22 protein-coding genes and 1 tRNA gene are annotated in these 25200 nt (G+C 53.1%); 16 read left to right on the top strand and 7 right to left on the bottom strand.

All coding sequences use genetic code 11. The features are described 5' to 3' along the window. The first annotated feature begins 48 nt into the window (after positions 1-48). Positions 49-1503, top strand: a complete 1455-nt coding sequence (locus tag ACMHLI_RS19610; RefSeq protein WP_413530945.1) for a PLP-dependent aminotransferase family protein — start codon at positions 49-51, stop codon at positions 1501-1503. Positions 1504-1620: 117 nt separating this feature from the next. On the opposite strand, the gene ACMHLI_RS19605 is transcribed toward ACMHLI_RS19610, so the two are convergent. Continuing rightward, positions 1621-1929, bottom strand: a complete 309-nt coding sequence (locus ACMHLI_RS19605; protein WP_112165850.1) for a DUF883 family protein — start codon at positions 1927-1929, stop codon at positions 1621-1623. Between the two features lie 303 nt (positions 1930-2232). Here ACMHLI_RS19605 and ACMHLI_RS19600 point away from each other — a divergent pair, with 303 nt between their 5' ends. Continuing rightward, positions 2233-3429 carry an MFS transporter gene (locus ACMHLI_RS19600; protein WP_413530917.1) on the top strand — a complete coding sequence of 399 codons (1197 nt, stop codon included), beginning with the start codon at positions 2233-2235 and terminating at the stop codon, positions 3427-3429. A 114-nt stretch (positions 3430-3543) separates the two neighbouring features. Further along, positions 3544-3879, top strand: coding sequence for a DUF2002 family protein (locus tag ACMHLI_RS19595; protein WP_413530916.1), 336 nt, complete (start codon positions 3544-3546; stop codon positions 3877-3879). Positions 3880-3947: 68 nt separating this feature from the next. Here the strand turns inward: ACMHLI_RS19595 and ACMHLI_RS19590 are convergent, their stop codons facing one another. Continuing rightward, positions 3948-4388, bottom strand: coding sequence for a DUF1198 domain-containing protein (locus ACMHLI_RS19590; protein ID WP_413530915.1), 441 nt, complete (start codon positions 4386-4388; stop codon positions 3948-3950). Between the two features lie 201 nt (positions 4389-4589). Between ACMHLI_RS19590 and ACMHLI_RS19585 the strand changes: the two genes are divergently transcribed. Beyond that, positions 4590-5120: a class IV adenylate cyclase gene (locus ACMHLI_RS19585; RefSeq protein WP_413530914.1), complete on the top strand. Its 531-nt coding sequence runs from the start codon at positions 4590-4592 to the stop codon at positions 5118-5120. Positions 5121-5195: 75 nt separating this feature from the next. Here the strand turns inward: ACMHLI_RS19585 and ygfZ are convergent, their stop codons facing one another. Further along, complete coding sequence (gene ygfZ, locus ACMHLI_RS19580) at positions 5196-6188, bottom strand: tRNA-modifying protein YgfZ (RefSeq protein ID WP_413530913.1); 993 nt, start codon at positions 6186-6188, stop codon at positions 5196-5198. A gap of 266 nt (positions 6189-6454) precedes the next feature. On the opposite strand from ygfZ, the gene sdhE reads away from it, so the two are divergent. Then, the gene (gene sdhE / locus ACMHLI_RS19575) at positions 6455-6721 is read left to right on the top strand and encodes an FAD assembly factor SdhE (RefSeq protein ID WP_413530944.1); all 267 of its coding nucleotides are present in this window, start codon (positions 6455-6457) and stop codon (positions 6719-6721) included. Beyond that, positions 6702-7154, top strand: coding sequence for a protein YgfX (locus tag ACMHLI_RS19570; RefSeq protein WP_413530912.1), 453 nt, complete (start codon positions 6702-6704; stop codon positions 7152-7154). The genes sdhE and ACMHLI_RS19570 overlap by 20 nt, the downstream gene beginning before the upstream one ends. 25 nt (positions 7155-7179) lie before the next feature. Here ACMHLI_RS19570 and fldB read toward each other — a convergent pair whose 3' ends face one another. Further along, the gene (fldB, locus tag ACMHLI_RS19565) at positions 7180-7698 is read right to left on the bottom strand and encodes a flavodoxin FldB (RefSeq protein ID WP_112165866.1); all 519 of its coding nucleotides are present in this window, start codon (positions 7696-7698) and stop codon (positions 7180-7182) included. Between the two features lie 122 nt (positions 7699-7820). Here fldB and xerD point away from each other — a divergent pair, with 122 nt between their 5' ends. The 8 genes from xerD (at position 7821) to ACMHLI_RS19525 (ending at position 18886) form a co-directional block, all read left to right on the top strand. Beyond that, positions 7821-8780, top strand: a complete 960-nt coding sequence (gene xerD / locus ACMHLI_RS19560) for a site-specific tyrosine recombinase XerD (RefSeq protein WP_413530911.1) — start codon at positions 7821-7823, stop codon at positions 8778-8780. A 22-nt stretch (positions 8781-8802) separates the two neighbouring features. Further along, the gene (gene dsbC / locus ACMHLI_RS19555) at positions 8803-9522 is read left to right on the top strand and encodes a bifunctional protein-disulfide isomerase/oxidoreductase DsbC (RefSeq protein WP_413530943.1); all 720 of its coding nucleotides are present in this window, start codon (positions 8803-8805) and stop codon (positions 9520-9522) included. 6 nt (positions 9523-9528) lie between these two features. Next, a complete protein-coding gene (gene recJ / locus ACMHLI_RS19550; RefSeq protein WP_413530910.1) occupies positions 9529-11262 on the top strand; it encodes a single-stranded-DNA-specific exonuclease RecJ in 1734 nt (577 codons plus the stop codon). Positions 11263-11393: 131 nt separating this feature from the next. Further along, positions 11394-12492, top strand: a protein-coding gene (prfB, locus tag ACMHLI_RS19545; protein WP_112165874.1) for a peptide chain release factor 2 whose coding sequence is annotated in 2 segments (ribosomal slippage) — positions 11394-11468 and positions 11470-12492 — 1098 coding nt in all. Because the reading frame shifts where the segments join, the coding sequence is not laid out codon by codon here. Positions 12493-12501: 9 nt separating this feature from the next. After that, positions 12502-14037, top strand: coding sequence for a lysine--tRNA ligase (gene lysS, locus ACMHLI_RS19540; protein WP_413530909.1), 1536 nt, complete (start codon positions 12502-12504; stop codon positions 14035-14037). 165 nt (positions 14038-14202) lie between these two features. Then, positions 14203-17394: a chitinase gene (locus ACMHLI_RS19535; RefSeq protein ID WP_413530908.1), complete on the top strand. Its 3192-nt coding sequence runs from the start codon at positions 14203-14205 to the stop codon at positions 17392-17394. 103 nt (positions 17395-17497) lie between these two features. Next, positions 17498-17571 (top strand) — tRNA-Gly (locus ACMHLI_RS19530). Positions 17572-18166: 595 nt separating this feature from the next. Continuing rightward, complete coding sequence (locus ACMHLI_RS19525) at positions 18167-18886, top strand: hypothetical protein (RefSeq protein ID WP_413530907.1); 720 nt, start codon at positions 18167-18169, stop codon at positions 18884-18886. A 401-nt stretch (positions 18887-19287) separates the two neighbouring features. Here ACMHLI_RS19525 and argG read toward each other — a convergent pair whose 3' ends face one another. Beyond that, positions 19288-20649, bottom strand: a complete 1362-nt coding sequence (gene argG / locus ACMHLI_RS19520; protein ID WP_015689414.1) for an argininosuccinate synthase — start codon at positions 20647-20649, stop codon at positions 19288-19290. 205 nt (positions 20650-20854) lie between these two features. Beyond that, complete coding sequence (locus ACMHLI_RS19515) at positions 20855-21322, bottom strand: Lrp/AsnC family transcriptional regulator (RefSeq protein ID WP_413530906.1); 468 nt, start codon at positions 21320-21322, stop codon at positions 20855-20857. A 132-nt stretch (positions 21323-21454) separates the two neighbouring features. Here ACMHLI_RS19515 and ACMHLI_RS19510 point away from each other — a divergent pair, with 132 nt between their 5' ends. Further along, complete coding sequence (locus ACMHLI_RS19510; protein WP_413530905.1) at positions 21455-21871, top strand: DUF2000 domain-containing protein; 417 nt, start codon at positions 21455-21457, stop codon at positions 21869-21871. 247 nt (positions 21872-22118) lie between these two features. Next, on the top strand, positions 22119-23948 hold the full coding sequence (locus tag ACMHLI_RS19505; RefSeq protein ID WP_413530904.1) for a methyl-accepting chemotaxis protein: 1830 nt from the start codon (positions 22119-22121) through the stop codon (positions 23946-23948). Positions 23949-24009: 61 nt separating this feature from the next. On the opposite strand, the gene ACMHLI_RS19500 is transcribed toward ACMHLI_RS19505, so the two are convergent. After that, positions 24010-25194, bottom strand: coding sequence for a sugar transporter (locus tag ACMHLI_RS19500; protein ID WP_413530903.1), 1185 nt, complete (start codon positions 25192-25194; stop codon positions 24010-24012). Positions 25195-25200: the final 6 nt, after the last annotated feature.

Raw genomic sequence — 25200 nt, 5'->3', positions numbered from 1 at the left:
CATGGTCTATACTACAGAGCCATAAAATGTCTATTTAAGCAGGTCATGATGAGCCGCTTCAGCCTTGCCTTTCACCTCGACTCAAAGCGTCATGCACCCCTTTACCGGCAGATTTATCAGCGAGTCAAAGCCGCCATCATGGAAGGACAGCTGGCGCGCGGCAGCCGCGTGCCTTCCGTTCGGGCGCTGGCAAGCGAACTCGGCGTGGCGCGCGCCACGGTGGAAAATGCGTATGGCCTGCTAACCGCTGAAGGTTTTCTGCAAAGCCGCGGTCAGGCGGGAACGGTAGTCAGCGCGCCGGAAAGCTTATCCTCACCGGCGCCTTCGCCGGTTCGCGAAACCAATGCGCGCAGGCCGATCAACCCGATGTTGCCTTCCGTCTCTTCGCTGCCTTTTCAGCTCGGATTACCCGCGCTTGACGCTTTTCCCCGCGCTATCTGGTCACGTATCGTCTCGCGGCAAATCCGTCATACTGCCATTAACGATCTCGGTCATCCCCCTCTGACCGGCGTTGAATCGCTGCGCCATTCCATTGCGCGTTACCTGCAACTTTCCCGGGGTTTTACCTGCCGTCCGGAACAGATTTTTATCTGCGCCGGTTATGCGCCGGTGCTGGATCTGATTATCGGCAGCCTGCTACAGCCGGGCGACGGAGTATGGCTTGAAGACCCCGGTTATCCGGTGACGCAGGCATTTTTCCGCGCGGCGGGGGCCGTGCCGATGGCGGTGAATGTCGATGACGAAGGGATGAACGTGCCGCAGGCGGTGAAAGAGCATCCGCAGGCGCGTTTTGCTGTGGTAACACCTGCGCATCAAAGCCCGACCGGCGTAACCATGAGCCTCTCGCGCCGCATGGCGTTACTTGACTGGGCGGCCAGACAGCAGGCGTGGATAATCGAAGATGATTACGACAGCGAATTCCGCTATCACGGCCAGCCGCTGCCTTCACTGAAAAGTCTGGATACGCAGGGGCGGGTGATTTACGCCGGAACGTTCAGCAAAGTGATGTTCCCTGCGCTGCGCTGCGGCTACGTGGTGGTGCCGGAAAGTCTGGTGGATAAGCTTGAGGCTTACTGCCCGCTGCGTATCTGCGGCACGCCGCCTGTATTGCAAAGCAGCATTGCAGAATTCATCGAGCAGGGGCATTTTTACCGGCATCTGAAACGCATGCGTCAGCTGTACGCCGAACGTCGGGGCTATCTTGAACAGGCGCTGACGGCGGCCTTTGGCGCAGAGGTATTGCAGGTGACGGATCAGATCGGCGGCATTCAGCTATGCGCCAGACTCAGTGAAAATTTTGATGATGCGGCGATCGCCAGGAGCGCGCGCGAGCAGGGGCTGGCAGTGCAGGCATTGTCCGACTGGCAGGTTTTACGCCGCGAGCGGGGCGATGCGTTACGCCCAAACGGTTTGCTGATGGGCTTTCCGAATATCTCTTCACAGGAACAGGCGCACGCGCTGGCAGCACGGCTGGCGACAGTGGTTTGCACATTCCAGAAATAGAAAACGGAGCCCGTGGGCTCCGTCGTCTTTTTAGCAATCGCGCCGCAATGAGGGAGCAGCGCTGGTATCTTATGAATCCCGACACAGGAACGGATACCTTAAATTGCTCTTTCGTGATTAGCGACGTCCCAGCAGGACACCGATCACAATACCGATTGCAGCACCGGCACCGACGCCATACCACGGATTATCTTTTACATAATCATTGGCCTGGGCGGCAGCATCACGGGCGTGCTGACTGATTTTATCGCCGTTAAAACGGGCGCGTGTATCACGTAATACGCCCTGAGCTTTGCTGCGAAGTTTGTCCAGTTCATCCTTGGATTTACTGCCCGCTGACTGAAGCACTTCATCCAGCGTGTCAGCCAGTAAGGTCACGTCCTGATCAATGCTTTTTTCTACTTTGTCTGTTTTCTTGTTAAACATTCGGTCTCTCCTTGTTGAACGATATTTTTCAGTTTTTTTACTGATGTTTAAAACTGATGCTTAAAGCATAGACCAAAATCCTGTACCGGATGGTTCCTCGAGAACATCTGCCTGTATTTTCGGGGATAAACAGACCATGAGGCGGGTGAAAAAAGTCATGCACGGCGCGGCTTTACGTGACGCGGATCAGATTTTTCCGCAATTGAGTTTGACGTTACAGCCGATAACATTTTTACCCCGTTTTACCGGCAAAACCCGTTTATACTGTTGATTCCACTCTCAGTGTTCACATCCGGTTTGCCCATGTCTTTAAGCACGCTTCGCTCAAATCTCCAGCTCAATAAACGCATTCTGTCGTTTATGCTTTTCACCTTTGTCGTCTATCTGACGATTGGCCTGCCGCTGGCCGTTTTACCGGGATTTGTACATAACACTCTTGGTTATAACTCGGTGCTGGCTGGCCTGATTATCAGCGTCCAGTATTTCTCGACGCTGGTCAGTCGCCCTCACGCCGGACGTTATGCCGACCAGCTTGGCCCGAAACGAGTGGTGATTTTCGGACTGATCTGCTGTGGCATGAGTGGTGTGTTCTATGCGCTGGCATTTGTTTTTGCGCATTCTTCACTGGCGAGTTTACTGCTGCTGTGCGTGGCGCGAATTTTCCTCGGCGTCGGGGAAAGTTTCGGCAGCACCGGCACCACGCTGTGGGGGATTGGCGCGGTAGGCGCGAAACACACGGCGCGGGTGATTTCATGGAATGGTGTTGCAACTTACGGCGCGATGGCCGTCGGCGCACCGCTGGGGGTGATACTCAATCATGGTTTCGGGCTGGCGGGCGTGGCGGGACTTATCGTCATCGCCGTAGTCATAGCCGCCGTGGTTGCCTGCGGAAAAGCGGCGATTTCGGTCACGGCAGGCAAGCGGATCGCCTTCAAATCGGTGGTCGGGCGAATTTGGCTCTACGGTCTTGGACTGGGCTTTGGCACGATCGGTTTCGGGGTGATCGCCACCTTTATTACGCTTTACTATGCCGATAAAGGCTGGAGCGGTGCGGCATTTACGCTCACCTTATTTAGCCTCGGTTTTGTCGGCACACGTCTGGTATTTGGCAATGCGATCAACCGGTTTGGCGGCTTGCGTGTGTCTTTGGTGTCGTTTGTCTTTGAAATTGCAGGCTTACTGATGATCTGGATGGGAACCGATCCCATCACTGTGCAGCTCGGCGCATTCCTCACCGGCTCCGGTTTCTCGCTGGTTTTTCCTGCGCTCGGCGTCGAGGCGGTCAAACAGGTGCCGCCGCAGAATCAGGGAACGGCACTGGGGTTGTATTCGGCATTCCTCGATTTAGGGCTGGGGATCACCGGGCCAGTAGCAGGCTTGCTGATCGCGCATCTGGGGACGCCGTCGATTTATCTGGCCGCTGCGTTTATGGTGGTCATTGCGTGGCTGCTGACTCTCAGGCTCTGGTTGCGGACTTCACGTAAACACCCGGACAGTTAGCCCTTTTGGCGTGTTTAGATAAATCCTAAATGCGCCAAAATTGGGGATAAATGCATTGTCTGGCAGAGTTATTGCGGTAAGGTCGCCTTGCGGTTAAAGAAGCGAGGAGCAACCATGTATTTACGGCCAGATGAAGTGGCACGCGTTTTAGAAACATCAGGATTTGAGCGCGATTATATTGATGATAAAGCTTACGGTTATCGCCGTGGCGAGTTTTACGTGTATGTGAACCGGGAAGCGCGGTTTGGCCGGACTGCCCTGGTAATACACCCGGCGATGAAAGAACGCAGTGAGCGTTTTGCCGAGCCTACCGCGTCGTTTCGTAGCAGCGATGCCTATAAGAATTTCCCGCTGGATGTCTCCAGCGAAAACGAAACCTACTACGGCATTTGCCACGGTTTCAGTTCACGTCAGATCCTGGCAAGTTATCTGGATAACGTGTTCAGATGATCGGTTTCAGGTAACCAGTCACAGATCGATGACGAGAAAAAGCCGCTGATCCAGCGGCTTTTTTGCATCTATACCAGATGGATCTGATTATAGGTTTCGTTGTAATCGCGGCGGAACTGCGCCAGTTCGAAAGGTTCGATATCCAGTTCTGCGAAGTAAAACAGCGCCAGCTCGGCGTGTTCGCTGCTCAGCTGCGGCGGAAGATGCGCGCGCACCAGAATATTGCGCCAGCGGATAATATTTTCAGCCGACGCATCTTTGATAAACGTGTGATAGATAAAGACCACGTAAGCCGCTTTGCGGATCTCTTCCGCATACCCACCGCTTATCGAGCGGATAAACATCTGGCTCTGCCGTTTGCCCATTTCCAGCAGCATGGAATCAATGTAAACCGGTTTGATTTTCAACAGACTGGCGAGTGACTCATTCGCTTTACGGGTGTCTGCCGTCATGAACCAATAACCCACAATAAAAACCACAACAATTGCAGCAAGCATAATCCATATCATTCTGGACCCTGGCCTCCGGCCTTTTCTGGCGTGATGTGAAAGGTGCATGCAACACCCGATGCTGCGAGTTTATCTGCTAATGGAAAGAAATACGTGAAGGTGTGACAAAGAATTTGCGCATGCTTCGTAGAATGTCATTGTAGAGGCATGGGTTATTGATTTTTCCGTGTAGAAAAACATGTACTTTTAAGGGAGTGACAGATGGCGAGAAACATTGAAATTAAAGTCAGGATTGATGATTTTTCAGCGATGTATGAAAAACTGGCGCTGATAAGCGACGGCCTGCCGGACATTATTGATCAGGACGACACCTTTTTTATCTGTCCGCACGGGCGTCTGAAATTGCGTACGCTGGCGGCAGATCGCGGTGAGCTGATTTTTTATCAACGCCCTGACCAGGCTGGCCCGAAAACCAGTTTTTACCAGCTTTCTGAAACGCATGATCCCGACAGTCTGCGCGAAACCTTGACGCTGGCGTATGGCGCGGCCGGTCGGGTGATAAAGCAGCGCACGTTGTTTATGGCCGGGCAAACCCGTTTGCATCTGGATCGGGTGAAAGGGCTGGGGGATTATCTGGAGTTTGAAGTGGTGCTCGCGGAGGACGAAATGCCGGAACAGGGCATTGCGATTGCAGAAGATTTACTTGAGCGGCTGGGTATTGATCGCCAGGAACTGGTGGATCAGGCGTACGTCGATTTGCTGAGACAGAAGGGTAAACATCACGAAGCTTGACCGCGCCGGAATCGAAATATTTGCCGCCTTCTTTTCATTGCAAAGATGAAGGCGGCAACGGAGCGTTTTAAGCGATTACTTCGTATCTTCCAGTGAGTACGGCAGCGGCTGAATGCTCAACTGGCTGGCCGCATCTTCACGAACGCGAAGAAGGGTATCCGCCTCCAGATCGTTATTCAGCACCGCCTGAACCCAAACGGTACCGTCGTTGAGCTGCACTGCCGCTAACACCGTGCCGGTACGGCGCCAGTTCTCACCGAGCTGCATCTCAAGATCGTCCGCCGGAGCCGGTACCTTGCTGGCTTTTCCGGACAGCCAGAACAGCGCACGTTTATTCGCGCCACGGTATTTCGCGCGCGCCACCATCTCCTGACCGGCGTAGCAGCCTTTGGTGAAGCTGATGCCGTCGAGTGCCTGAATGTTCGTCGCCTGCGGAATAAACTGAACCGCGTTGGCGCTGTCAATTACCGGGAAACCGGCCTCAATATCCAGCGCCAGCCACTGCTGGCTGTCATTACGCTGCGCCTGTTCACCCAGCTCTTCCACCACCTGACGGGCTTTTTCCGGGCTGGTGATAATAAGAAAACGTTCGGCAGGCAGAGAGAAGTGCAGCAGGGTCGTTTCATCCTGTTGCACCACGGGCTGTTCAGCGGTCGGCAGCGTCGAGAACAATCCGGTCAGCGCGGCGCTGGCCTGAAAACCGGCTACGCCAAGCAGAACCACGTCGTCATCGGCGGTAAAGGTGATTTTGGAAAACACCGCATACTTTTTAATTTCAGCTAACTGTGTATCGCGCAGGTTACGGCGTTCAAGATACGCCATGCCGTCCCCGCGTTTGAACAGGCGCAGGTTGCTCCACATTTTGCCCTTGGCATCACAGTGCGCACAGAGCACATGATGATCGGCAGCCAGCGCGTCGACGTCGGCTGTGACCTGACCTTGCAGATATTTCATCGTATCCGCGCCGGTTATGGTGACCATTGCCCAGTCTTCCAGCGAAATCAGGGTGAGGGGCAGATGGGAAGACGCCGAAGGTTTTTGCGGTGGAAACGGAAATTCGTGAGCCATTTTCTTATCCCGGTCTATGAAATGTGACTGATGCCTCATGGTAAAAGAGGCCACCGCCTTTGAAAACAGTTATTGGTGCCTTTTACGGGATGCCTTCCGGAGAATGTAAACAGAGCGACAGGTTTGCATCAGGTTTTACGGCACATCACGTAGATTGACAAAACAAGGCAGCGAAAAGTTACTTTACAGGCCAAGCGGCTGTTAGAATCGAAAAAATTCCTGTTTCGTCCCTACAAAAGAGTCTCGTTATGGAAAGCAAAAACCAACTGGATATCAATAACAGATCACGAATTCACTGGGCCTGTCGTCGCGGAATGCGCGAGCTGGATATTTCAATCATGCCGTTTTTCGAGCATGAATATGATTCGCTCAACGAGGTAGATAAAACTCTGTTTGCCCGTCTTCTGACCAGTGATGATCCCGATTTATTTAACTGGCTGATGAATCACGGCGCACCACAAGACGCTGAATTACAACGCATGGTCGCGCTCATTCAGACACGAAATAAAGACCGTGGCCCTGTGGCGATGTGATTTGCGGGTGTCATGGCGCAGTCAGTTGATTTCACTCGGCAGCTACGGCGGCGTGATGTTACTGATTTTGCTGGCACCCTGGCCCGCAGGCTATTGGCCCGCCTGGATGACGTTGCTGTTGCTGGTGCTGTTTGAATGCATCCGCAGCCAGCGGCGCATCACAGCCCGCACCGGCGAAGTGATTTTGCTCGATGAGAATCGTCTTTTATGGCGCGGCCATGAATGGCAGCTTCGCCATCCGGTGTGGATGGTCAGCCACGGCGCGCTGCTTTCTCTGCGGCGTGAAAAACGCAAAGGCGGTCTGGCGCAGGCTATGCGCAGTTCGCGGCAGCGTTTGTGGTTAGCGTCGGACAGCATGAGTGTGGAAGAGTGGCGGCGCCTGCGGCAGATACTGCTCAACAGCCGCCCTCCGGCCCCGGAAAAACAGGGCTAAAGGCGGCGCTGAAACGTCTTAAAGGTTACAGCAGGGCATCCATTTCCAGCAGGATCTGCTCACACCACTGTTGGAGGCGTTCGTCGGTGAGATCGAACTGATTCACATCGTCGAGCGCCAGCCCGACAAAATGTTTGCCGTCCGCACTCAGCGGTTTCGGGCTGGTGAATTCAAAACCTTCCGTCGGCCAGAAACCAATAAACTTAACGCCCATTGGCACCAGCTGGTGGTACAACATGCCGAGTGCATCGAGGAACCATTCGCTGTAACCGAGCTGGTCGCCCATGCCGTACATCGCCACGATTTTGCCACGCAGTTTAAGTGTAGGAAGTTGATTCCAGACGGCTTCCCAGTCTTCCTGGATCTCGCCAAAATCCCATGTCGGGATACCGAGGATCAGGACGCTGTAGTCTTGCATTTTGTCCGGATCAACGTCTTTCAGGTTGTGCAAATCCACCAGTTCTTCGCCCAAAATATCGCGAATTTTCTCCGCGGCCATTTCGGTGTAACAGGTGCTGGAGCCGTAGAAAAGTCCAATCTTCATACTAGTTGCCATTACGTCATAAGAATACGAATGGCATGGAGTGTAGCAGATTTGGGCTGTATTCCGTCATAATGGCATCGTATGCCCATCGCGCGGTGTGCACTTGCGCAAAAGGAATCAGGATGCCAAAACAAGATAATGTGGCCCGTCATGGGGATAACCCTGAGCCGGCTGACGAAGCGGTCAATCAGGCCGATCAGAGCCTGATGGAACAGTTTCTTGATACGTTGTGGATTGAGCGCAACCTCGCAGAAAATACGCTGGCGTCCTACCGTCAGGATCTGAAATCCCTGAGCGGCTGGCTGCACCATAACAACACGGATTTGCTGAACGTGAGCGCCGAAGACCTGCAATCGTTTCTCGCCGAACGGGTGGAAGGCGGTTACAAAGCGACCAGTTCAGCGCGTTTACTCAGCGCGATGCGCCGCCTGTTCCAGTATATGAACCGTGAATCCGTCCGTCAGGACGACCCGACGGCGCTGCTTTCTTCGCCCAAATTACCGCAGCGCCTGCCAAAAGATCTCAGCGAAGCGCAGGTCAGTTCACTGCTCTCTTCCCCAAGTGTCGATGTGCCACTTGAGCTGCGCGACAAAGCCATGCTCGAACTGCTGTATGCCACCGGTTTACGTGTTTCCGAACTCGTCGGGCTGACGCTCAGTGATATCAGTCTGCGACAAGGCGTGGTGCGTGTCATTGGTAAAGGAAACAAAGAGCGGCTGGTACCGATGGGAGAAGAAGCCGTGTACTGGCTGGAGAATTATTTCGAGCATGGAAGACCGTGGCTGCTCAACGGACAATCGCTCGATATTGTTTTCCCGAGCAACCGCGCGCAGAAAATGACCCGTCAGACGTTCTGGCATCGCATCAAACACTATGCGATCCTTGCGGGTATTGATGCAGAGCGATTATCTCCCCACGTATTACGCCACGCTTTTGCCACTCATTTGCTTAACCATGGCGCGGATTTGCGCGTGGTACAAATGTTGTTAGGTCACAGTGACTTATCGACCACTCAAATTTACACGCATGTAGCGACTGAACGACTCAAACAGCTACATCAACAACATCATCCCCGCGCGTGATGTCGGGAAAAAGGACGAAATGATGAAAAAAGGTTTACTGCTGCTCACCCTGATTGCCGTGTGTATGAGCTCCGCGGTGCATGCTGATGATGCGGCAATCAAAGCCACGCTGAATAAATTGGGCATGAAAAATGCCGATATTCAGCAGACACCGGTCAACGGCTTGCGCGCGATTTCTACCGACAGCGGCGTTATCTACATTACCGAAGACGGCAAACACGTTTTGCAGGGGCCGATGTATGACGTCAGCGGCGCTCAGCCGGTCAATGTGACCAATAAAGCGCTGGTGAAAAAGATGGATGCGTTGAAAAACGAAATGATCATCTACAAGGCCAAAAACGAAAAGCATGTGATCACCGTGTTCACCGATATCACCTGCGGTTATTGCCACAAACTGCACCAGCAGATGCAAGACTATAACGATCTCGGGATCACCGTGCGTTACCTGGCATTCCCGCGTCAGGGACTGAACTCTAAGACTGAGAAAGACATGCAGTCGATCTGGTGTACCGGCGACCGCAATACCACCTTTGATGCGGCCATGCGCGGCGACGACATCGTCGCGGCCAGCTGCAAAACCAGTGATATTGCAAAACACTTTGAGCTGGGCGTTCAGTTCGGTGTGACCGGCACGCCAGCGATTGTGCTGGAAGACGGTACGCTGATCCCAGGTTATCAGCCGCCAAAAGAAATGGCCGCCATGCTCGATCAGCGTGACCCTTCACATAAAACCGGTGGTTGATTTTCCGTGACCTTGCAGACCCAACTTCGCCGCCGTGAGGCCGCGACCGGTGTGGAACTTCCCGCCGAACTTTCTCCGTTATTACGCCGCTTGTATCTCTCTCGTGGGGTGAAAGACAGTCAGGAGCTGGAGCGCAGCGTGCGCGGCATGCTGCCTTATCAGCAACTTGATGGCATCGATGACGCCGTGAAGCTGTTGCAAAAAGCGCTGACCGGGCGGCTGCGCATTATCATCGTCGGGGATTTTGATGCCGATGGTGCGACCAGCACCGCGCTCGCGTTGCTGTCCTTGCGCAGTATGGGCTGCGGGAATCTCGATTTCCTGGTGCCGAACCGTTTCGAAGACGGATACGGCTTAAGCCCGGAAGTGGTCGAGCAGGCGGCGTCGCGTGGTGCAGAGCTGATTCTGACCGTCGATAATGGTATTTCCTCGCACGCGGGCGTTACGCTGGCGCACGAGAAAGGCATTCAGGTGCTGGTCACTGACCACCACTTGCCAGGTGATACGCTGCCTGATGCCGACGCGATCATTAACCCGAATCTGCACGGCTGCGCGTTTCCCTCCAAATCGCTGGCGGGCGTTGGCGTGGCGTTTTACCTGATGCTGGCGCTGCGCAGTGCGCTGCGCGACAGCGGCTGGTTCGAACAAAACGGCATCACGCCGCCGAATCTGGCGGAACATCTGGATCTGGTGGCGCTCGGCACCGTGGCGGATGTCGTGCCGCTCGATGCCAATAACCGCATCATGGTGTATCAGGGGCTGAACCGCATTCGTGCGGGTAAATGTCGTCCTGGTGTTCGCGCGCTGCTGGAGGTCGCGGGCCGCGAAGCCCGCACCCTGGGTGCCAGCGATTTAGGATTTGCACTTGGGCCCCGGCTCAACGCTGCGGGGCGTCTTGACGATATGTCTGTCGGCGTGGCGTTGTTGCTCACCGAGGACATCGGACAGGCGCGTGCGCTGGCGAGCGATTTGGATGCCCTGAACCAGACCCGCCGCGAGATTGAGCAGGGTATGCAGGTCGAGGCGCTGGCGCTGTGCGATAAACTGGAGCGCGGGACCGATGCCTTGCCGTTCGGGCTGGCGATGTACCATCCGGAATGGCATCAGGGCGTGGTCGGCATTCTGGCTTCGCGCCTGAAAGAACGTTTTAACCGCCCGGTGATTGCATTCGCACCGGCGGGCGAGGGGATCCTTAAAGGTTCTGGCCGTTCGATTGCTGGTTTGCATATGCGCGATGCGCTGGAGCGTCTCGACACGCTCAATCCCGGCCTGATGATGAAATTCGGCGGGCATGCCATGGCCGCAGGTTTATCGCTGGAAGCGTCAAAGTTCGACGAGTTCCGCGACCGTTTTGCTGAGCTGGTGGGCGAATGGCTGGATCCCTCGTATCTCGAAGGCGTGGTGTGGTCGGATGGCGAACTGGCTGCGCAGGAGCTGACGATTGATACCGCTGAAATGCTGCGTGACGGCGGCCCGTGGGGGCAATCGTTCCCCGAACCGACGTTTGACGGCAGATTCCGGATCCTGCAACAAAAGCTGCTGAAAGAGCGTCATCTGAAACTGATGATTGAACCAATTGGCGGCGGTCCGCTGCTTGACGGCATCGCGTTTAATATCGATCCGACGTTCTGGCCTGACAGCAGCATCCGCGAAGTGCAACTGGCCTACCGGTTGGATATCAATGAATTCCGTGGAAATCGCAGCGTTCAGTTGATCATTCAACATTTGTGGCCGAAATAAGCGATTTTTGCCCGCAATAAACCCTGCAAAAAAACGGCTCCTTGCTATAAAAAGACCGCTAATTCCGTTAGAATTGGCGGTTCGAATGGCATTGGGCCAACTCCGAATCTAACGTAAGACGCGAAAAAATCATGTTTGAAATTAATCCGGTAAAAAACCGCATTCAGGACCTGTCCGAGCGGACAGTCGTTCTTCGGGGGTATCTTTGACTATGATGCCAAGAAAGAACGCCTCGAAGAAGTAAACGCCGAGCTGGAACAGCCGGACGTGTGGAACGAACCTGAACGCGCACAGGCGCTGGGTAAAGAGCGTTCCGCGCTGGAAGCCATCGTTGAAACCATCGACCAGCTGTTGCAGGGCGTCGAAGACGTGACCGGCTTGCTGGAACTGGCGGTGGAAGCCGAAGATGAAGACACGTTCAACGAAACGGTGGAAGAAGTCGATCAACTGACGGCCAAGCTGGAACAGCTGGAATTCCGCCGCATGTTCTCCGGTGAATACGACAGCGCAAGCTGCTATCTCGACATTCAGGCTGGTTCCGGTGGTACGGAAGCGCAGGACTGGGCGAGCATGTTGCTGCGTATGTATTTGCGCTGGGCAGAAGCCAAAGGCTTTAAAACGGAAGTGATTGAAGAGTCTGACGGCGAAGTCGCAGGCCTGAAATCTGCCACTATCAAAATCATCGGTGACTATGCCTTTGGCTGGTTGCGTACCGAAACGGGTGTTCATCGCCTGGTGCGTAAAAGCCCGTTTGACTCCGGCGGCCGTCGTCATACGTCTTTCAGCTCCGCGTTTGTGTACCCGGAAGTGGACGATGACATCGCTATCGAAATCAACCCTGCCGACCTGCGTATCGACGTCTATCGCGCGTCCGGTGCGGGTGGTCAGCACGTCAACAAAACGGAATCTGCGGTACGTATTACCCACCTTCCGACCAACATTGTGACTCAGTGTCAGAACGACCGCTCCCAGCATAAAAACAAAGATCAGGCCATGAAGCAGATGAAAGCCAAGCTTTATGAGTATGAGATGCAAAAGAAAAATGCGGATAAACAGCAGCTGGAAGACAACAAGTCTGACATCGGCTGGGGCAGCCAGATTCGTTCTTACGTGCTGGATGATGCACGTATCAAAGATTTGCGCACAGGCGTTGAAACACGAAATACGCAGGCCGTGTTGGATGGCGACCTGGATAAATTCATCGAAGCCAGTTTGAAAGCCGGGTTATAAGGAACCAACATGTCTGAACAACAATCGCCTGCTGAGCAGCAGCCAACAGAGAACGTCCCTGATCTTAACAACGAGCTGAAAGCTCGTCGTGAGAAGCTGGCTTTGCTGCGCGAAGCCGGTAACGCGTTCCCGAACGATTTCCGTCGCGACAGCATTTCTGACGATCTGCACGCCCAATACGGCGAGAAGACCAACGAAGAACTGGAAGCGTTAGACATCACTGTCACCGTCGGTGGTCGTATGATGACCCGCCGTATTATGGGCAAGGCGTCCTTCGTGACCTTGCAGGATGTCGGCGGCCGTATCCAGCTTTACGTTGCCCGTGACGATCTGGCGGAAGGTGTTTACAACGAACAGTTCAAAAAATGGGATCTGGGCGATATTTTGGGTGCAACCGGTAAGTTGTTCAAAACCAAGACCGGTGAACTGTCGATCCACTGTTCTGAACTGCGTTTGCTGACCAAAGCGCTGCGTCCGCTGCCGGACAAATTCCACGGACTGGCCGATCAGGAAACCCGTTACCGTCAGCGTTATCTCGATCTGATCGCTAACGATGATTCGCGCAAAACCTTCAAAATCCGTTCTCAGATCATGTCTGGTATCCGCAGCTTCATGGTGGAAAACGGCTTCATGGAAGTCGAAACCCCAATGATGCAGGTGATCCCGGGCGGCGCAGCGGCGCGTCCGTTCATTACTCATCACAATGCGCTCGACATCGACATGTACCTGCGTATTGCGCCGGAACTGTATCTGAAACGTCTGGTGGTCGGTGGCTTCGATCGCGTGTTCGAAATCAACCGTAACTTCCGTAACGAAGGCGTTTCTCCGCGTCACAACCCAGAGTTCACCATGATGGAACTCTACATGGCGTACGCGGATTACAAAGATCTGATCGTTCTGACCGAAACCCTGTTCCGCACCCTGACCGAATCTGTTCTGGGCAGCAGCGTTGTGCAGTACGGCGAGCAGACGTTTGATTTTGGCAAACCTTTCGCCAAGCTGACCATGCGTGAAGCGATTTGCAAATACCGTCCTGAAACCAACGTTGCTGACCTCGACGATCTGGACAAGGCGACGGCTATCGCAGAATCTATCGGTATCAAAATCGAGAAGAGCTGGGGTCTGGGCCGCATCGTCACCGAAATCTTCGAAGAAACCGCTGAAGCACAGCTGATTCAACCGACCTTCATCACCGAGTACCCGGCAGAAGTTTCTCCGCTGGCGCGCCGTAATGATGAAAACCCGGAAATCACCGATCGCTTTGAATTCTTCATCGGCGGTCGCGAAATCGGTAACGGTTTCTCCGAGCTAAACGATGCTGAAGACCAGGCGCAGCGTTTCGCCGATCAGGTTTCTGCGAAAGATGCAGGCGACGACGAAGCGATGTTCTACGACGAAGACTACGTGACGGCGCTGGAGCACGGTCTGCCACCGACGGCGGGTCTGGGCATCGGTATCGACCGTATGGTCATGCTGTTCACCAACAGTCATACCATTCGCGACGTGATCCTGTTCCCGGCAATGCGTCCGCAAACTCAGAAGTAAGCTTGTTAAGAAATACAGAAGGGCGCTCCGGCGCCCTTTTTTACATTTATCATTCCTCATCAAAGAAAATGATTGAGTCATTGTGAGATAAATGTGCTCGCTATTTATCGTTAAATCATCAGGTTGGTGCAACGCTGGGTGAAATTCACTCAGGAGATTCACCCCATGTCTGACCCGCAATTTTCCTCTTTACACGTCACCGCGTCTGCCATCGATCCTGACAGCTGGTATCAGTCGGTCACGCTGACATTCACCAATTCAGCCAGCAGCGCCGTGGATCTTAATCAGGCTGTACTAACGTTCTCCGCCACCGGCGCGCCGGACAGCTATGGTGTGATCAGCGGGACGCTGGCCGAAAGAAAAACACCGGTTATCACAGTGGTTGACGGCTGGCCACTGAAAAAGACCCGCATAGATTTCGCTTACGGTGCGCCTGAGTTGCTGGCCGCCGGAAAAAGCGCCACGCTGACGTTTAATATTTCTGCGAGTCAGGTTCCATTCCAGGCCACTGAATGGCTGCTGGTGCTGGCTTCCGGCGAACAGGCCAATACCGGTGATGACAGCGACCCGATCACTCCAACGCCTGAGCCTGATCCAACGCCAGAGCCCGACCCCACGCCTGAGCCTGATCAAACGCCTGAGCCGGACCCAACGCCTGAGCCGGACCCAACGCCAGAGCCTGACCCAACGCCTGAGCCCGACCCCACGCCGGAGCCTGATCCAACGCCGGAGCCTGACCCAACGCCGGAGCCTGACCCAACGCCGGAGCCCGACCCAACGCCAGAGCCTGACCCAACGCCGGAGCCTGATCCGATACCCGCCGTGGCCAGCGTCAGCGCATCCGTCAGTAAACTTGATACCGGAAGCTGGTATCAGATTGTGACACTGAGCCTGACGAACGCCACGTCGCAGACGATTGATTTCACGCAGGCGGTAATCGAGTTCTCCGCCACCGGTCATCCTGACGAATTCAGCCCGTTCAGCGGGTCGCTTATTGGTGGTACGCCAACGCTCAAGCGTGACGGCGGCTGGCCGCTGGAGGTCAATACCCTGACGCTGCTGGCGGGCGGCGATATGCTGGTCGGCGCAGGCAAAACGGGCACAATAACTTTCTCGTTCAGCGCCACGCAGACGCCGGTTACGTTCGGCACTGTCACCGTCAAATTGCTGGCCGACCCGTCACGGCAGGGGGAGCTGATCGTCGTGCTTCCATCCTCACCGGCGGAAGGGATCGGTGCTCCTGCGCTGCTCCTCACCAGCGCAGCCGGCGAGGAGACCTCGCACATCCTGGACTGGAACAGCCGTAACAGCCTTAAAAATCTGAGTTATTCCAGCTACACCTTGCAGATTGACCCGATCGAGAATGCAAGCGTCCGGGTGACGCCGACAAAAACGCAGCAAAAGGTGACGCTGACGGCTGCAAATTCGCCGTGCATCGTAAATATCAATTATGACGCACCGGTGTATTTCGCCAGTGCGCAGATCTCTCTGACGCCGAACGCCAGTGTTAGACAAGGCATCATCGATATTATCCTGACCCAGTCCGGTGCGACCCAGACCGTTTCCCAAAGTATTGAGCCGGGAAAAAGTACGCTGGTGACCCGGTTGACACATCAGGTCACGTGTCAGGCAAAAATCAACACCACGCGCATCAATAATGTTGAATTCAGTGCCGCCGCCGCGGCAAAAAATTTCACGCCGGATAAAGCGTCAACGGTTGCGGTCTCGGTGGATTATCAGACGAAACAGGTAAGCAATGCGGGGCTTATAACCACCACACTTCAGGCGACAGGCTTGCCAGCGGGCAGCCAGAAAATTAATGTCTCAATGGTGAGCAAGGACGGCGCGACGCAATACTATTTCACCCTCTACGGCTCAGGCGAACTCACTATCCCTTACGCCGTTGCGCCGGGTGAATATCGCATCAATGCTGATAAACTCAGCATCGGCGGGCGTCAGTATGTTGCGCTGGCGGACACCGTCGTCACCGTGTCTGTAAGTGCTAAACGCCTGATCCTTATCTTTGAAAAAGGGGTGGATTTGCAGGTGCGCGGCTGGCCGGATTATCTGGCGCACGGCGGCGTGACGGTCAACTCCGCCTCAAGTGTCACTGCGTACAAAGGTGTACCTGTCGATGCATTGTTCAAATACGACGGCTTTGACGGCGGTGGTGATCCAATCCCTTCCGCTGAAGTTGACCGTAACGGCGACGGTTACCTGGATTTGGAGACGTTGCCGGTGCATCAGACTTGCTCGGTTGCGCGTCAAATTGAACTGGCGAATGGCCTTGCGGTAATGCCGGTGATGGTGGTTTACACGGCCAATGCCAGCGGGGGAAGTGCGGTATCCGATCTCGCCGACACTCAGCGTCTGCGCAATCATTTCGGCAGTTTCATCACGCAGTGCGTGGCGGCGCAAAGCTATAAGGATAAAGATCATCCTGTGCCCGCCACCTTCGTCCTGAATCCGGATTTCCTCGGTGCAATGGAGCAGGAACCGTCCGGTTACGCCGCGCTGCGTAAGGCTAACAGCGTTCAGGTCAATACGCTGCTGCAAAAGGCCGTCAGCGACCTCCAGCCAATCCTCAAATATACCTCACCGGTTTTACCGCATTTTGACGATAGCCTATACGGCTATCTGCAGGCGATAAACTACATCGTCCACACCTTTGCGCCTGACGTCGCATTCGGCGGGCAGACCAACGTCTGGGCAACCGGCGGAGCCGACTGGTTGTTGCAAGATGATGTCGATCCGGGAGAGTACGCCGATCAGGTGGTGGCGTACCTGGATGAACTGGGCGTTTACGAGGGCGCTTATGCACCGGATTTTATCGTATTCGATAAATTCGAACGCGATTGTTTCAGCCCGGATGCTATCGCGCATTACAGCTGGAATGCCTCGAGCTGGTTCAACTACCTGAATCTGGTGAAATACACCGCCAGCGGGCTGAACAAACCGGCAATGATCTGGCAGATCCCTGGCGGCCATATGCCGACAGAATCTGAAGATACCAGCATGCTTTCCAGCGCCCACTTTGCGTCCGGCGGCACCTTCCTGATGGGAGATTCACGCATTGGTACTGATGTCGACAATGTCCTGAAGGCGTTGCGTGATACCGCACTGAATCCGGTGAACTACGGCGTGAGAACCGTTGGCGAGTTTTTGCAGAAAGATCAGGGCTATGACTGGGGGCAGGCGCAGGTCAATAATCTGACCAACTACAATATCTTCTCGATATTGTGGGGCGGCGGCTCGACGGTCAGTATCACCAGCATCCAGTCCAACGGTACCGATGGCGGCTGGCTGGCACAGAAAATCGTCGAGTATTACAAAGCGCCGAGTTACTTTGGCGACTGAGATCACATCCCTGCAATCTGACTGCTCAAAACACCGCCATCCGGCGGTGTTTTACTGCTTGTCAGTCAGAGAGTTAAGGTTATAATGCCCCTCGCAAACCGATGCGGGTGTAGTTCAATGGTAGAACGGCAGCTTCCCAAGCTGCATACGAGGGTTCGATTCCCTTCACCCGCTCCAAAACGTCCTTCATTACTCTCTTTCAATGTCTACTAAACCCAGTAAAATCAGATTATTAAATTGTTTGACTCCAATAGCGTTTACTCCGCTCTATCAATATCTGAACATATTGGTGCATAGCTTGGTGTATAGCGCTTCTCTACACCGGACGAAGTGACTCACTCCCCGTTGATTGACAAAGTACGATGTCAATAATGACGGGTTAATAAAATTATGCATTACAGATCAGATTCATACACTGGAAATAACCTTCGCAAATATCATGTTCGAACATTACCGCGGATAATGCTAAATCTTTTTAAAATTCACCTGCTTATTATACACAGCCATTTAATTTTCTAACTAAATGAGTGTGCTTGTTTTTTTAGTTAATTGCAAAATCTAACATTTTAAAGTAATAACTCAATATTTAGTGAGCATCATTATTCAGGTATAGTTTAACCGTTTTCTATGGTTGTTAATTTGTATGTTAATCACTGTAATTATTCATCTGGTTTATGAATGGTGGTTTTTATATTAAAACATGAATGACACGTTAATTTTAAATAACATGAAACGTATAAGTAATGATAATTTAAAGTAAAAGGATTTAGTTGTGATTGATAAAAAATTTGAACATGCAATGACGCCTATACTATTAGATGCTGTTAAGTACGCACGTTCACGATTGCCTCTTAAAGCAACGAATAAAATTTATACTGATAAACGTCATGTAAGCAAGATGATGTCCAGTGATCCGAAGCGTTGGAGCCTACATACAGCTGAAGCGGATGCCACTCGACTCAAGAATCTTCTGAGTTTACGTGACCAGAAACTACCTCCGCGTGAAGTAGCTAACACGCTTGAGAGGGATTATCTCAACCGGATTCCTCATGCAGGTAACTGCGGCGAAAACGCTGTTCTCGCTTTTTATTACCTGCTCGACAGAGCCAGCCGTCTTGATGCGGCTGCCGGAACACAAGTGCAAATTATGCGAGTTTATATGCCAGTGCCTGTTGATCACGCGTTTGTCCTGGTGGGCACCCGTCCTTCTGGTCATTCGAGGTCAATTCTGGATAACACAATGATTTGTGATCCCTGGACGAAGATTGTCTGTCCACTGGAGCACTTTGATCATTTTTGGCGAATTAAAATGAAAAAATGGTCATCCCGTGGATTGGCCGGTCTCTGCGGTGGCGCATATTATGATCACTATAAGGACAATTGCTCTCTTAATACTGTCAAAGTTGGAAAAATAGACATAGACCAGCAGAGGATAGAATCTGCAAGACCTTTCGGACAACTCTCTCTCGCAGATGGTATGTCTTTCAGGTAAAAGCATATTTGTGTGATTATAGCAGCACTGCGGGAGCTCTTTATATTCACCTGGCTTTGACCAGGTGAATACCCGTCAGATGTATGAAATAATTAAAAATTAACCGAGAATAAACTATTCATAAATATTTACTGTCGGGGTTGGTTAAAATAGAACGTATTTTAAAACTCTTTGTTGCTTTGCCTGAATTAATGCTCAGCCATGCGTCTGTCATTTTATTATCTGGCCGGGCCTCTAATTTGAACCGCAAGCGAATTAATTAATAGAACGCAATATACGCAGTAATGAGTTGTGTGTTTACCCAGACAGACAATGGCGAGTGATTAATGCAGTTTCGGTAATGTTTTTAAAGCAGGTCCAGGCGTCTCACCCAAACCTGCTTCATTTTATGCTAACAGCAATTACTTGTTCTTCACCTGCAATCCACGCGGCAGATTATTGTTATCCACCTGTGGTAAACCGGTTGAGGCAGAAGATGTCAGCAGGCCTGTCTCAACATAATTTTGCAGCTTTTCGCGGGTATCGGTGATATCCAGATTACGCATGGTCAGCTGGCCAATACGGTCATCAGGCGAGAAGACGGAATCCCCTTTCTCCATGGTCAGACGCTCTGGTTTGTAAGTCAGATTCTCAGAGACCGTATTCATGATGGTGTAGTCATTGCCACGGCGCAGTTCCAGCGTCACTTCACCGGTGATTTCGCTGGCGACCCAACGCTGAGCGGAGTCACGTAGCATCAACGCCTGCGGATCGAACCAGCGGCCCTGATACAGCAGACGACCCAGCACGCGGCCATTCGCATGATATTGCTCGATGGTATCTTCGTTATGAATACCCGTCAGCAGACGCTCGTAGGCGATGTGCAGCAGCGCCATTCCAGGGGCTTCATAAATGCCACGACTTTTGGCTTCGATGATACGGTTTTCGATCTGATCGCTCATACCCAAGCCATGACGGCCGCCGATGCGGTTGGCTTCCATCATCAGCTCGACGCTGTCGTCAAAGGTCACGCCATTGAGCGCAACAGGGTAGCCACGCTCAAAACGGATGGAAACTTCTTCCGCTTTCACGACCACATTCTCGTCCCAGAATTTCACGCCCATAATCGGGTTAACAATTTTCACGCCGGAATCTAGGAACTCCAGATCTTTGGCTTCGTGCGTCGCGCCCAGCATGTTGGAGTCAGTGGAGTAGGCTTTCTCGGTCGACATTTTGTAGTCGAAACCGGACTGAATCATAAATTCTGACATCTCATGACGGCCACCCAGTTCATCGATGAAATCGGTATCCAGCCACGGCTTATAAATTTTCAACTCAGCATTGGTCAGCAGACCGTAACGATAGAAACGCTCGATATCGTTGCCTTTGTAAGTACTGCCGTCACCCCAGATATTCACGCCATCTTCTTTCATCGCGGCAACCAGCATGGTGCCGGTCACGGCGCGGCCCAGCGGGGTGGTGTTGAAATAAGTGACGCCAGCGGTGGTGTTATGGAATGCGCCACACTGAATGGCGGCAATCCCTTCGGCAACCAGTTGTTTACGGCAATCAATCAGGCGAGCTTTCTCTGCACCATACTCCATCGCTTTGCGCGGAATGGCATCGTAATCTTCTTCATCAGGCTGACCCAGATTGGCTGTGTAAGCATAAGGAATCGCCCCTTTTTTTTGCATCCACAGCAGTGCTGCACTGGTGTCCAAACCGCCGGAGAAAGCGATACCCACACGCTGATTGATAGGAAGGTGCTTGAGAATAGTTGTCATCGGTTCAATCCTGTATGAATTAGGTCTGTCTGTTAAAAGTTTCAATGCCTATATTGATATCGTAAAACGGGGTTCAGGTAAAATACATTTTGCATATTTATGTGAATTTTATTGCATAAATATCTAATTCTCGTGATAGCAAGCCGATGGTTCATTCAAAATAGTATGGCGTTTTGCAAAGCTCCCCGCTGAGCCTTAAATCCTCTCACAACGGCAGCACATCCAGAGGTTTTACTTCCCTCAGCACAAACGATGTCTGCATCTCTTTAATCCCCGGCAGACGGCGCACCACTTCCATCGCAAAGCTCGAAAAACTATCAAGATCTTTCGCCACGACCTGCAACAGAAAATCCGCATCCCCGGCAATCGCGTAGCAGGCAATCACCGACGGTAATGCGCCGACCTGCTGCTCGAAACGTTGGGCATCTTCTTCGCTGTGACTGTCGATTTTGACCCGGATAAACGCCAGCAACCCGAGGCCGACTTTTTTCCTGTCGATATTCGCCTGATAACCGGTTATCACGCCGCTGTCTTCCAGCTGCTTTACCCGGCGCCAGCAGGGAGAGGCCGCCATGCCAACTTTTCCAGCCAGCTCCTGATTGGTCATCCGCCCCGAATTCTGAAGTTGCTTAAGGATGCGAAGGTCTGCCGGTAAAATTTCTTCTGCGGACATAATTTGCCTTCATGAAGTCTATTTTGGAAAGGAGTAACCAGATTAGGGCATTTTTCACCAATAAAAGAAAGCACCTTTCAGCAGCGGATGGTTATGCTTTATGTATCACTGATGATGACAAAGGGCGACACAATGACAGACACACTCCGGCTGGCGATTATCCTTAATCCTGACCTTCCGCCGGGATTGCTGGCTAACACGGCGGGCGCAATAGGTATTGGTCTGGCAGCGAAATTTCCGATGCTGGCGGGTAACTCACTGACCGATATGAAGGGGGCGACGATCGATGTCAGTTCAAAATATCCCGTCCCCGTTTTACAGGGCACAACGGATCACCTTAAGGCGCTGATGTTTAAAGCCCTCGATGCGGGCGGCGAGCGAGGTGTGGTGGCGTTCCCGGCGTTTGCCCGGTCCCTTCATTCGTTTGAAGAGTACGAAAATACGTTTTTGCTGCGCGATTTGCATGATGAAGTGATCGACGGCTTAGGCCTGGTCGGGCCGGAAAAGTGGATCAAATCGCTCACCGGAAATCTGAAGCTACTGCGCTGATACGAAAGTAAAAAATAGCTGACCCGTCGCGTTGCGGGTCGGTAATCATCAATAATCCTTCTCCAATTCCAATCCTCTGCGTGTTTATTCATCAATATTCTTCCCATTGCACTTTATATAGTTACATAACGTGATATTTCCCTTAATCATTATAACGATCATTAATTAATTCTCCTTACCTGCCGATAATGCAAAGGCTTTAGGTAACACCTGCATATATAAACAAAATAATGGAGCGTTAATTATTATGAGAAAGTTATTAGTTTGTTTTGAAAATGTTAAAGTCGGAAAGAAACTGGCAACCGGTTTCGGGCTTGTTCTGTTACTCAGCGTGGCGGTCGCGATCTGTGGCATTAAAAACCTTAATGATATCTCCGGGCGTGCCGAGAAAATCAGTCAGTTAAAAGTGATCACCGATCAGTTTGCTTTATCGAAAGATGCAAGGCTGCAATATGTCAAAACCCATGATGAAAAGTTCATCGGCATTAACGAAGCAGGATTGAAACAGGTCGATCTCAAGATAGAAAGTTTGCAGGCCTACAAGTGGCGTCCTGAGCAGCTGGAGTTGCTGCGGACATTACCGGGCGCGATGCAGGGCTATCGGGAGCAGCGCGCGGAAACGGTCAGCGAAACCCGCAAACGTGAAAGCATTGTCGGCTCGCTGGGTCTGACCAAAGAAGAGGCCGACGTGACGCGTCTGGCACAGGCGTATTCGCAGGATCCCGCCACGGCGGTCACGGCGAATGCGTTGAATGAAATCGGCAAGCACCTCACCGGCGTAGCGGTGCGCGTCAAACTGCTTGAACTCCAGAATACCGAAGAGGCGCAGCAGGCGTTGGTACGATTCATCGCTGAATCGATTCAACTTATGGATGCAGTGAAACCGCAGCTGAGCGCGGCGGATGCTAATGCGTTAAGCGACGTGGTGCGTTCGGTGGGCGCGAAACAAGAAAGTGCACAGGCGTATCTGGCTTCTTATCTTGCCGAAGAGCAGGCAACGAAAATGCTTGCGAAGTCTGGCATGGCGCTGACGACGGCCAGCAGTTCCCTGTTTCAGGAAGAGCTGAAATCGACGCATTCGGATATCAATCAGGCGATTTTATGGATGTCGATGATCATGGTGGCGGCGGTGCTGTTAAGCATTGCAATCGCGTTCATTATCACTCGCCAAATCACCACGCCGCTGTCCGCGACGTTGCGCGTTGCACAGCAAATTGCCCGTGGCGATCTGCGTGCTCATCTGGAGACCACACGTCGTGATGAACTGGGTGAACTGATGCAGGCAGTAGGTGCAATGAACGACGAGCTGCGCCGCATTATCGGCGACATCCGCAGCGGTGTGTCGCAGGTCAGTCTTGCGTCGGGCGAAATTGCGGCGGGGAATAATGATCTGTCCGCGCGCACCGAAGAGCAGGCCGCTGCGCTGGAAGAAACGGCGGCCAGCATGGAGCAGTTAACCGCGACGGTGAAACAGAATGTCGACAATATTCACCACTCCAGCCAGCTGGCGCGCAAGACCTCTGAGACGGCCAACAAGGGCGGCACACTGGTCAATCACGTGGTGAAAACCATGAATGAGATCACCGCCAGTTCAGGCAAAATTGGTGAAATCACTACCGTCATCAACAGCATTGCATTCCAGACCAATATTCTGGCGCTGAATGCGGCGGTCGAAGCGGCGCGTGCCGGTGAGCAGGGGAGAGGTTTTGCGGTGGTGGCCAGTGAAGTAAGAAGTCTGGCGCAGCGCAGCGCGCAGGCTGCAAAAGAGATCGAGGAGCTGATTGGCGAATCGGTCGAGCGTATCAGCGCCGGGTCTGAGCTGGTCGAACAGGCAGGCACGACGATGCATGACATCGTGACGTCCATCGGTAATGTCACTGAAATTCTGAATGAAATTGCTCAGGCGTCAGATGAGCAGAACCGCGGGATCTCTCAGGTCGGGGAAGCGATTATCGAGATGGATAACGTGACTCAGCAAAACGCTGCGCTGGTGGAGGAGTCTTCTGCCGCCGCCAACGCGCTGCGCGATCAGGCGCAAAGCCTGGCGGGTTCCGTTTCACGTTTTGTGACCGAGTAATTGTTTTATTGCTCACTGCGCTATTGCGGCGCAGTGAGTTTTTTACCACAGCCGTATGCAATCAGCTGGTGGTTTTTAACTGCGGATAGCGTTTGAAAATCGTCAGACACCAGACAAAGGCGATACAGCCGAGGAATCCGCCGGCGTAGCCGACGTCGCTCATTGCCAGATGCAAACTCACCTGATTGCCGATCAATGCGCCCGCGCCGATCCCGATATTGTAGATACCCGACAGCAGCGCCATCGATACGTCAGTAGCGTCGGAGGCCAGTCCGAGTACGCGAACCTGCATCGCCAGTCCGATAATCATCATCGCCAGCCCCCAGACCACGCACAGAATCGAAATGCTGACCGGGTACGCCGCCGCTAAGAACAGCAGCAACATGCTGAGTGTAACCATCAGGATCGGGCCGCTGAGCATCGCTGCCGGGAAGCGGTTGCCGAACACGCTGAAAATAATGCTGCCGAAAATCCCCGCACCACCAAAAATCAGCAGCAGGAAGGTAGTAAAGTTCTCACCCATATCCGCGACGGTCTGAATAAACGGCTCAATATAACTGTAAGCAGTGTAGTGAGCGGTCACTATCAGCGCGGTCAGAATATACATGCCGACCAGGGCCGGACGGCGGAACAGCATCGGGACGCTTTTCAGGGAGCCGGTATGTTCGCTTGGCAACGGCGGCAGCAGTTTGATCAGGCAAATCAGCGTCAGCAGCGCAACGCCGCCAATGCACATAAAGGTGGTTCGCCAGCCGAGATACTGGCCGATGAGGCGGCCAAGCGGCAGGCCAAGCACCATCGCCAGCGCGGTGCCGGTGGCTAACATACTGAGCGCCTGCGTTTTTTTACCGGCCGGTGCCACGCGGATAGCCAGCGAGGCGGTAATCGACCAGAAAATGGCGTGGGAGAGGGCGATACCGACGCGTGACGCCACCAGACTCCAGAAATCCCAGGCCACGACGGAGAGTGCGTGGCTGACGATAAACAGGCAGAAGATCACGATCAGCAGGCGCTTTCGCTCGACGTTGCGGGTCAGCAGCATCAGCGGCAGCGACATCAGCGCGACCACCCAGGCGTAAATGGTGAGCATCAGGCCGACCTGCGCCGTCTTCATATTGAAACTGGCGGCGATGTCGGAGAGTAATCCGACCGGCACAAATTCGGTGGTATTGAAGATAAAGGCGGCGACCGCCAGCATCACAACGCGAAGCCATGCTGTCCTGCGCAAAACGGTATCTGATTGCATTGAAAT

The organism is Rahnella inusitata (assembly GCF_965118895.1).
Classification (GTDB): Bacteria; Pseudomonadota; Gammaproteobacteria; order Enterobacterales; family Enterobacteriaceae; genus Rahnella; species Rahnella inusitata_A.
This window is presented reverse-complemented; position numbering and strand designations above follow the sequence as displayed.

Coding starts and splice junctions, on each gene's coding strand:
- ACMHLI_RS19610 (WP_413530945.1), top strand. CDS start 49: ATGAGCCGCTTCAGCCTTGCCTTTCACCTCGACTCAAAGCGTCATGCA.
- ACMHLI_RS19605 (WP_112165850.1), bottom strand. CDS start 1,929: ATGTTTAACAAGAAAACAGACAAAGTAGAAAAAAGCATTGATCAGGAC.
- ACMHLI_RS19600 (WP_413530917.1), top strand. CDS start 2,233: ATGTCTTTAAGCACGCTTCGCTCAAATCTCCAGCTCAATAAACGCATT.
- ACMHLI_RS19595 (WP_413530916.1), top strand. CDS start 3,544: ATGTATTTACGGCCAGATGAAGTGGCACGCGTTTTAGAAACATCAGGA.
- ACMHLI_RS19590 (WP_413530915.1), bottom strand. CDS start 4,388: ATGATATGGATTATGCTTGCTGCAATTGTTGTGGTTTTTATTGTGGGT.
- ACMHLI_RS19585 (WP_413530914.1), top strand. CDS start 4,590: ATGGCGAGAAACATTGAAATTAAAGTCAGGATTGATGATTTTTCAGCG.
- ygfZ (WP_413530913.1), bottom strand. CDS start 6,188: ATGGCTCACGAATTTCCGTTTCCACCGCAAAAACCTTCGGCGTCTTCC.
- fldB (WP_112165866.1), bottom strand. CDS start 7,698: ATGAAGATTGGACTTTTCTACGGCTCCAGCACCTGTTACACCGAAATG.
- xerD (WP_413530911.1), top strand. CDS start 7,821: ATGCCAAAACAAGATAATGTGGCCCGTCATGGGGATAACCCTGAGCCG.
- dsbC (WP_413530943.1), top strand. CDS start 8,803: ATGAAAAAAGGTTTACTGCTGCTCACCCTGATTGCCGTGTGTATGAGC.
- lysS (WP_413530909.1), top strand. CDS start 12,502: ATGTCTGAACAACAATCGCCTGCTGAGCAGCAGCCAACAGAGAACGTC.
- ACMHLI_RS19535 (WP_413530908.1), top strand. CDS start 14,203: ATGTCTGACCCGCAATTTTCCTCTTTACACGTCACCGCGTCTGCCATC.
- argG (WP_015689414.1), bottom strand. CDS start 20,649: ATGACAACTATTCTCAAGCACCTTCCTATCAATCAGCGTGTGGGTATC.
- ACMHLI_RS19515 (WP_413530906.1), bottom strand. CDS start 21,322: ATGTCCGCAGAAGAAATTTTACCGGCAGACCTTCGCATCCTTAAGCAA.
- ACMHLI_RS19510 (WP_413530905.1), top strand. CDS start 21,455: ATGACAGACACACTCCGGCTGGCGATTATCCTTAATCCTGACCTTCCG.
- ACMHLI_RS19505 (WP_413530904.1), top strand. CDS start 22,119: ATGAGAAAGTTATTAGTTTGTTTTGAAAATGTTAAAGTCGGAAAGAAA.
- ACMHLI_RS19500 (WP_413530903.1), bottom strand. CDS start 25,194: ATGCAATCAGATACCGTTTTGCGCAGGACAGCATGGCTTCGCGTTGTG.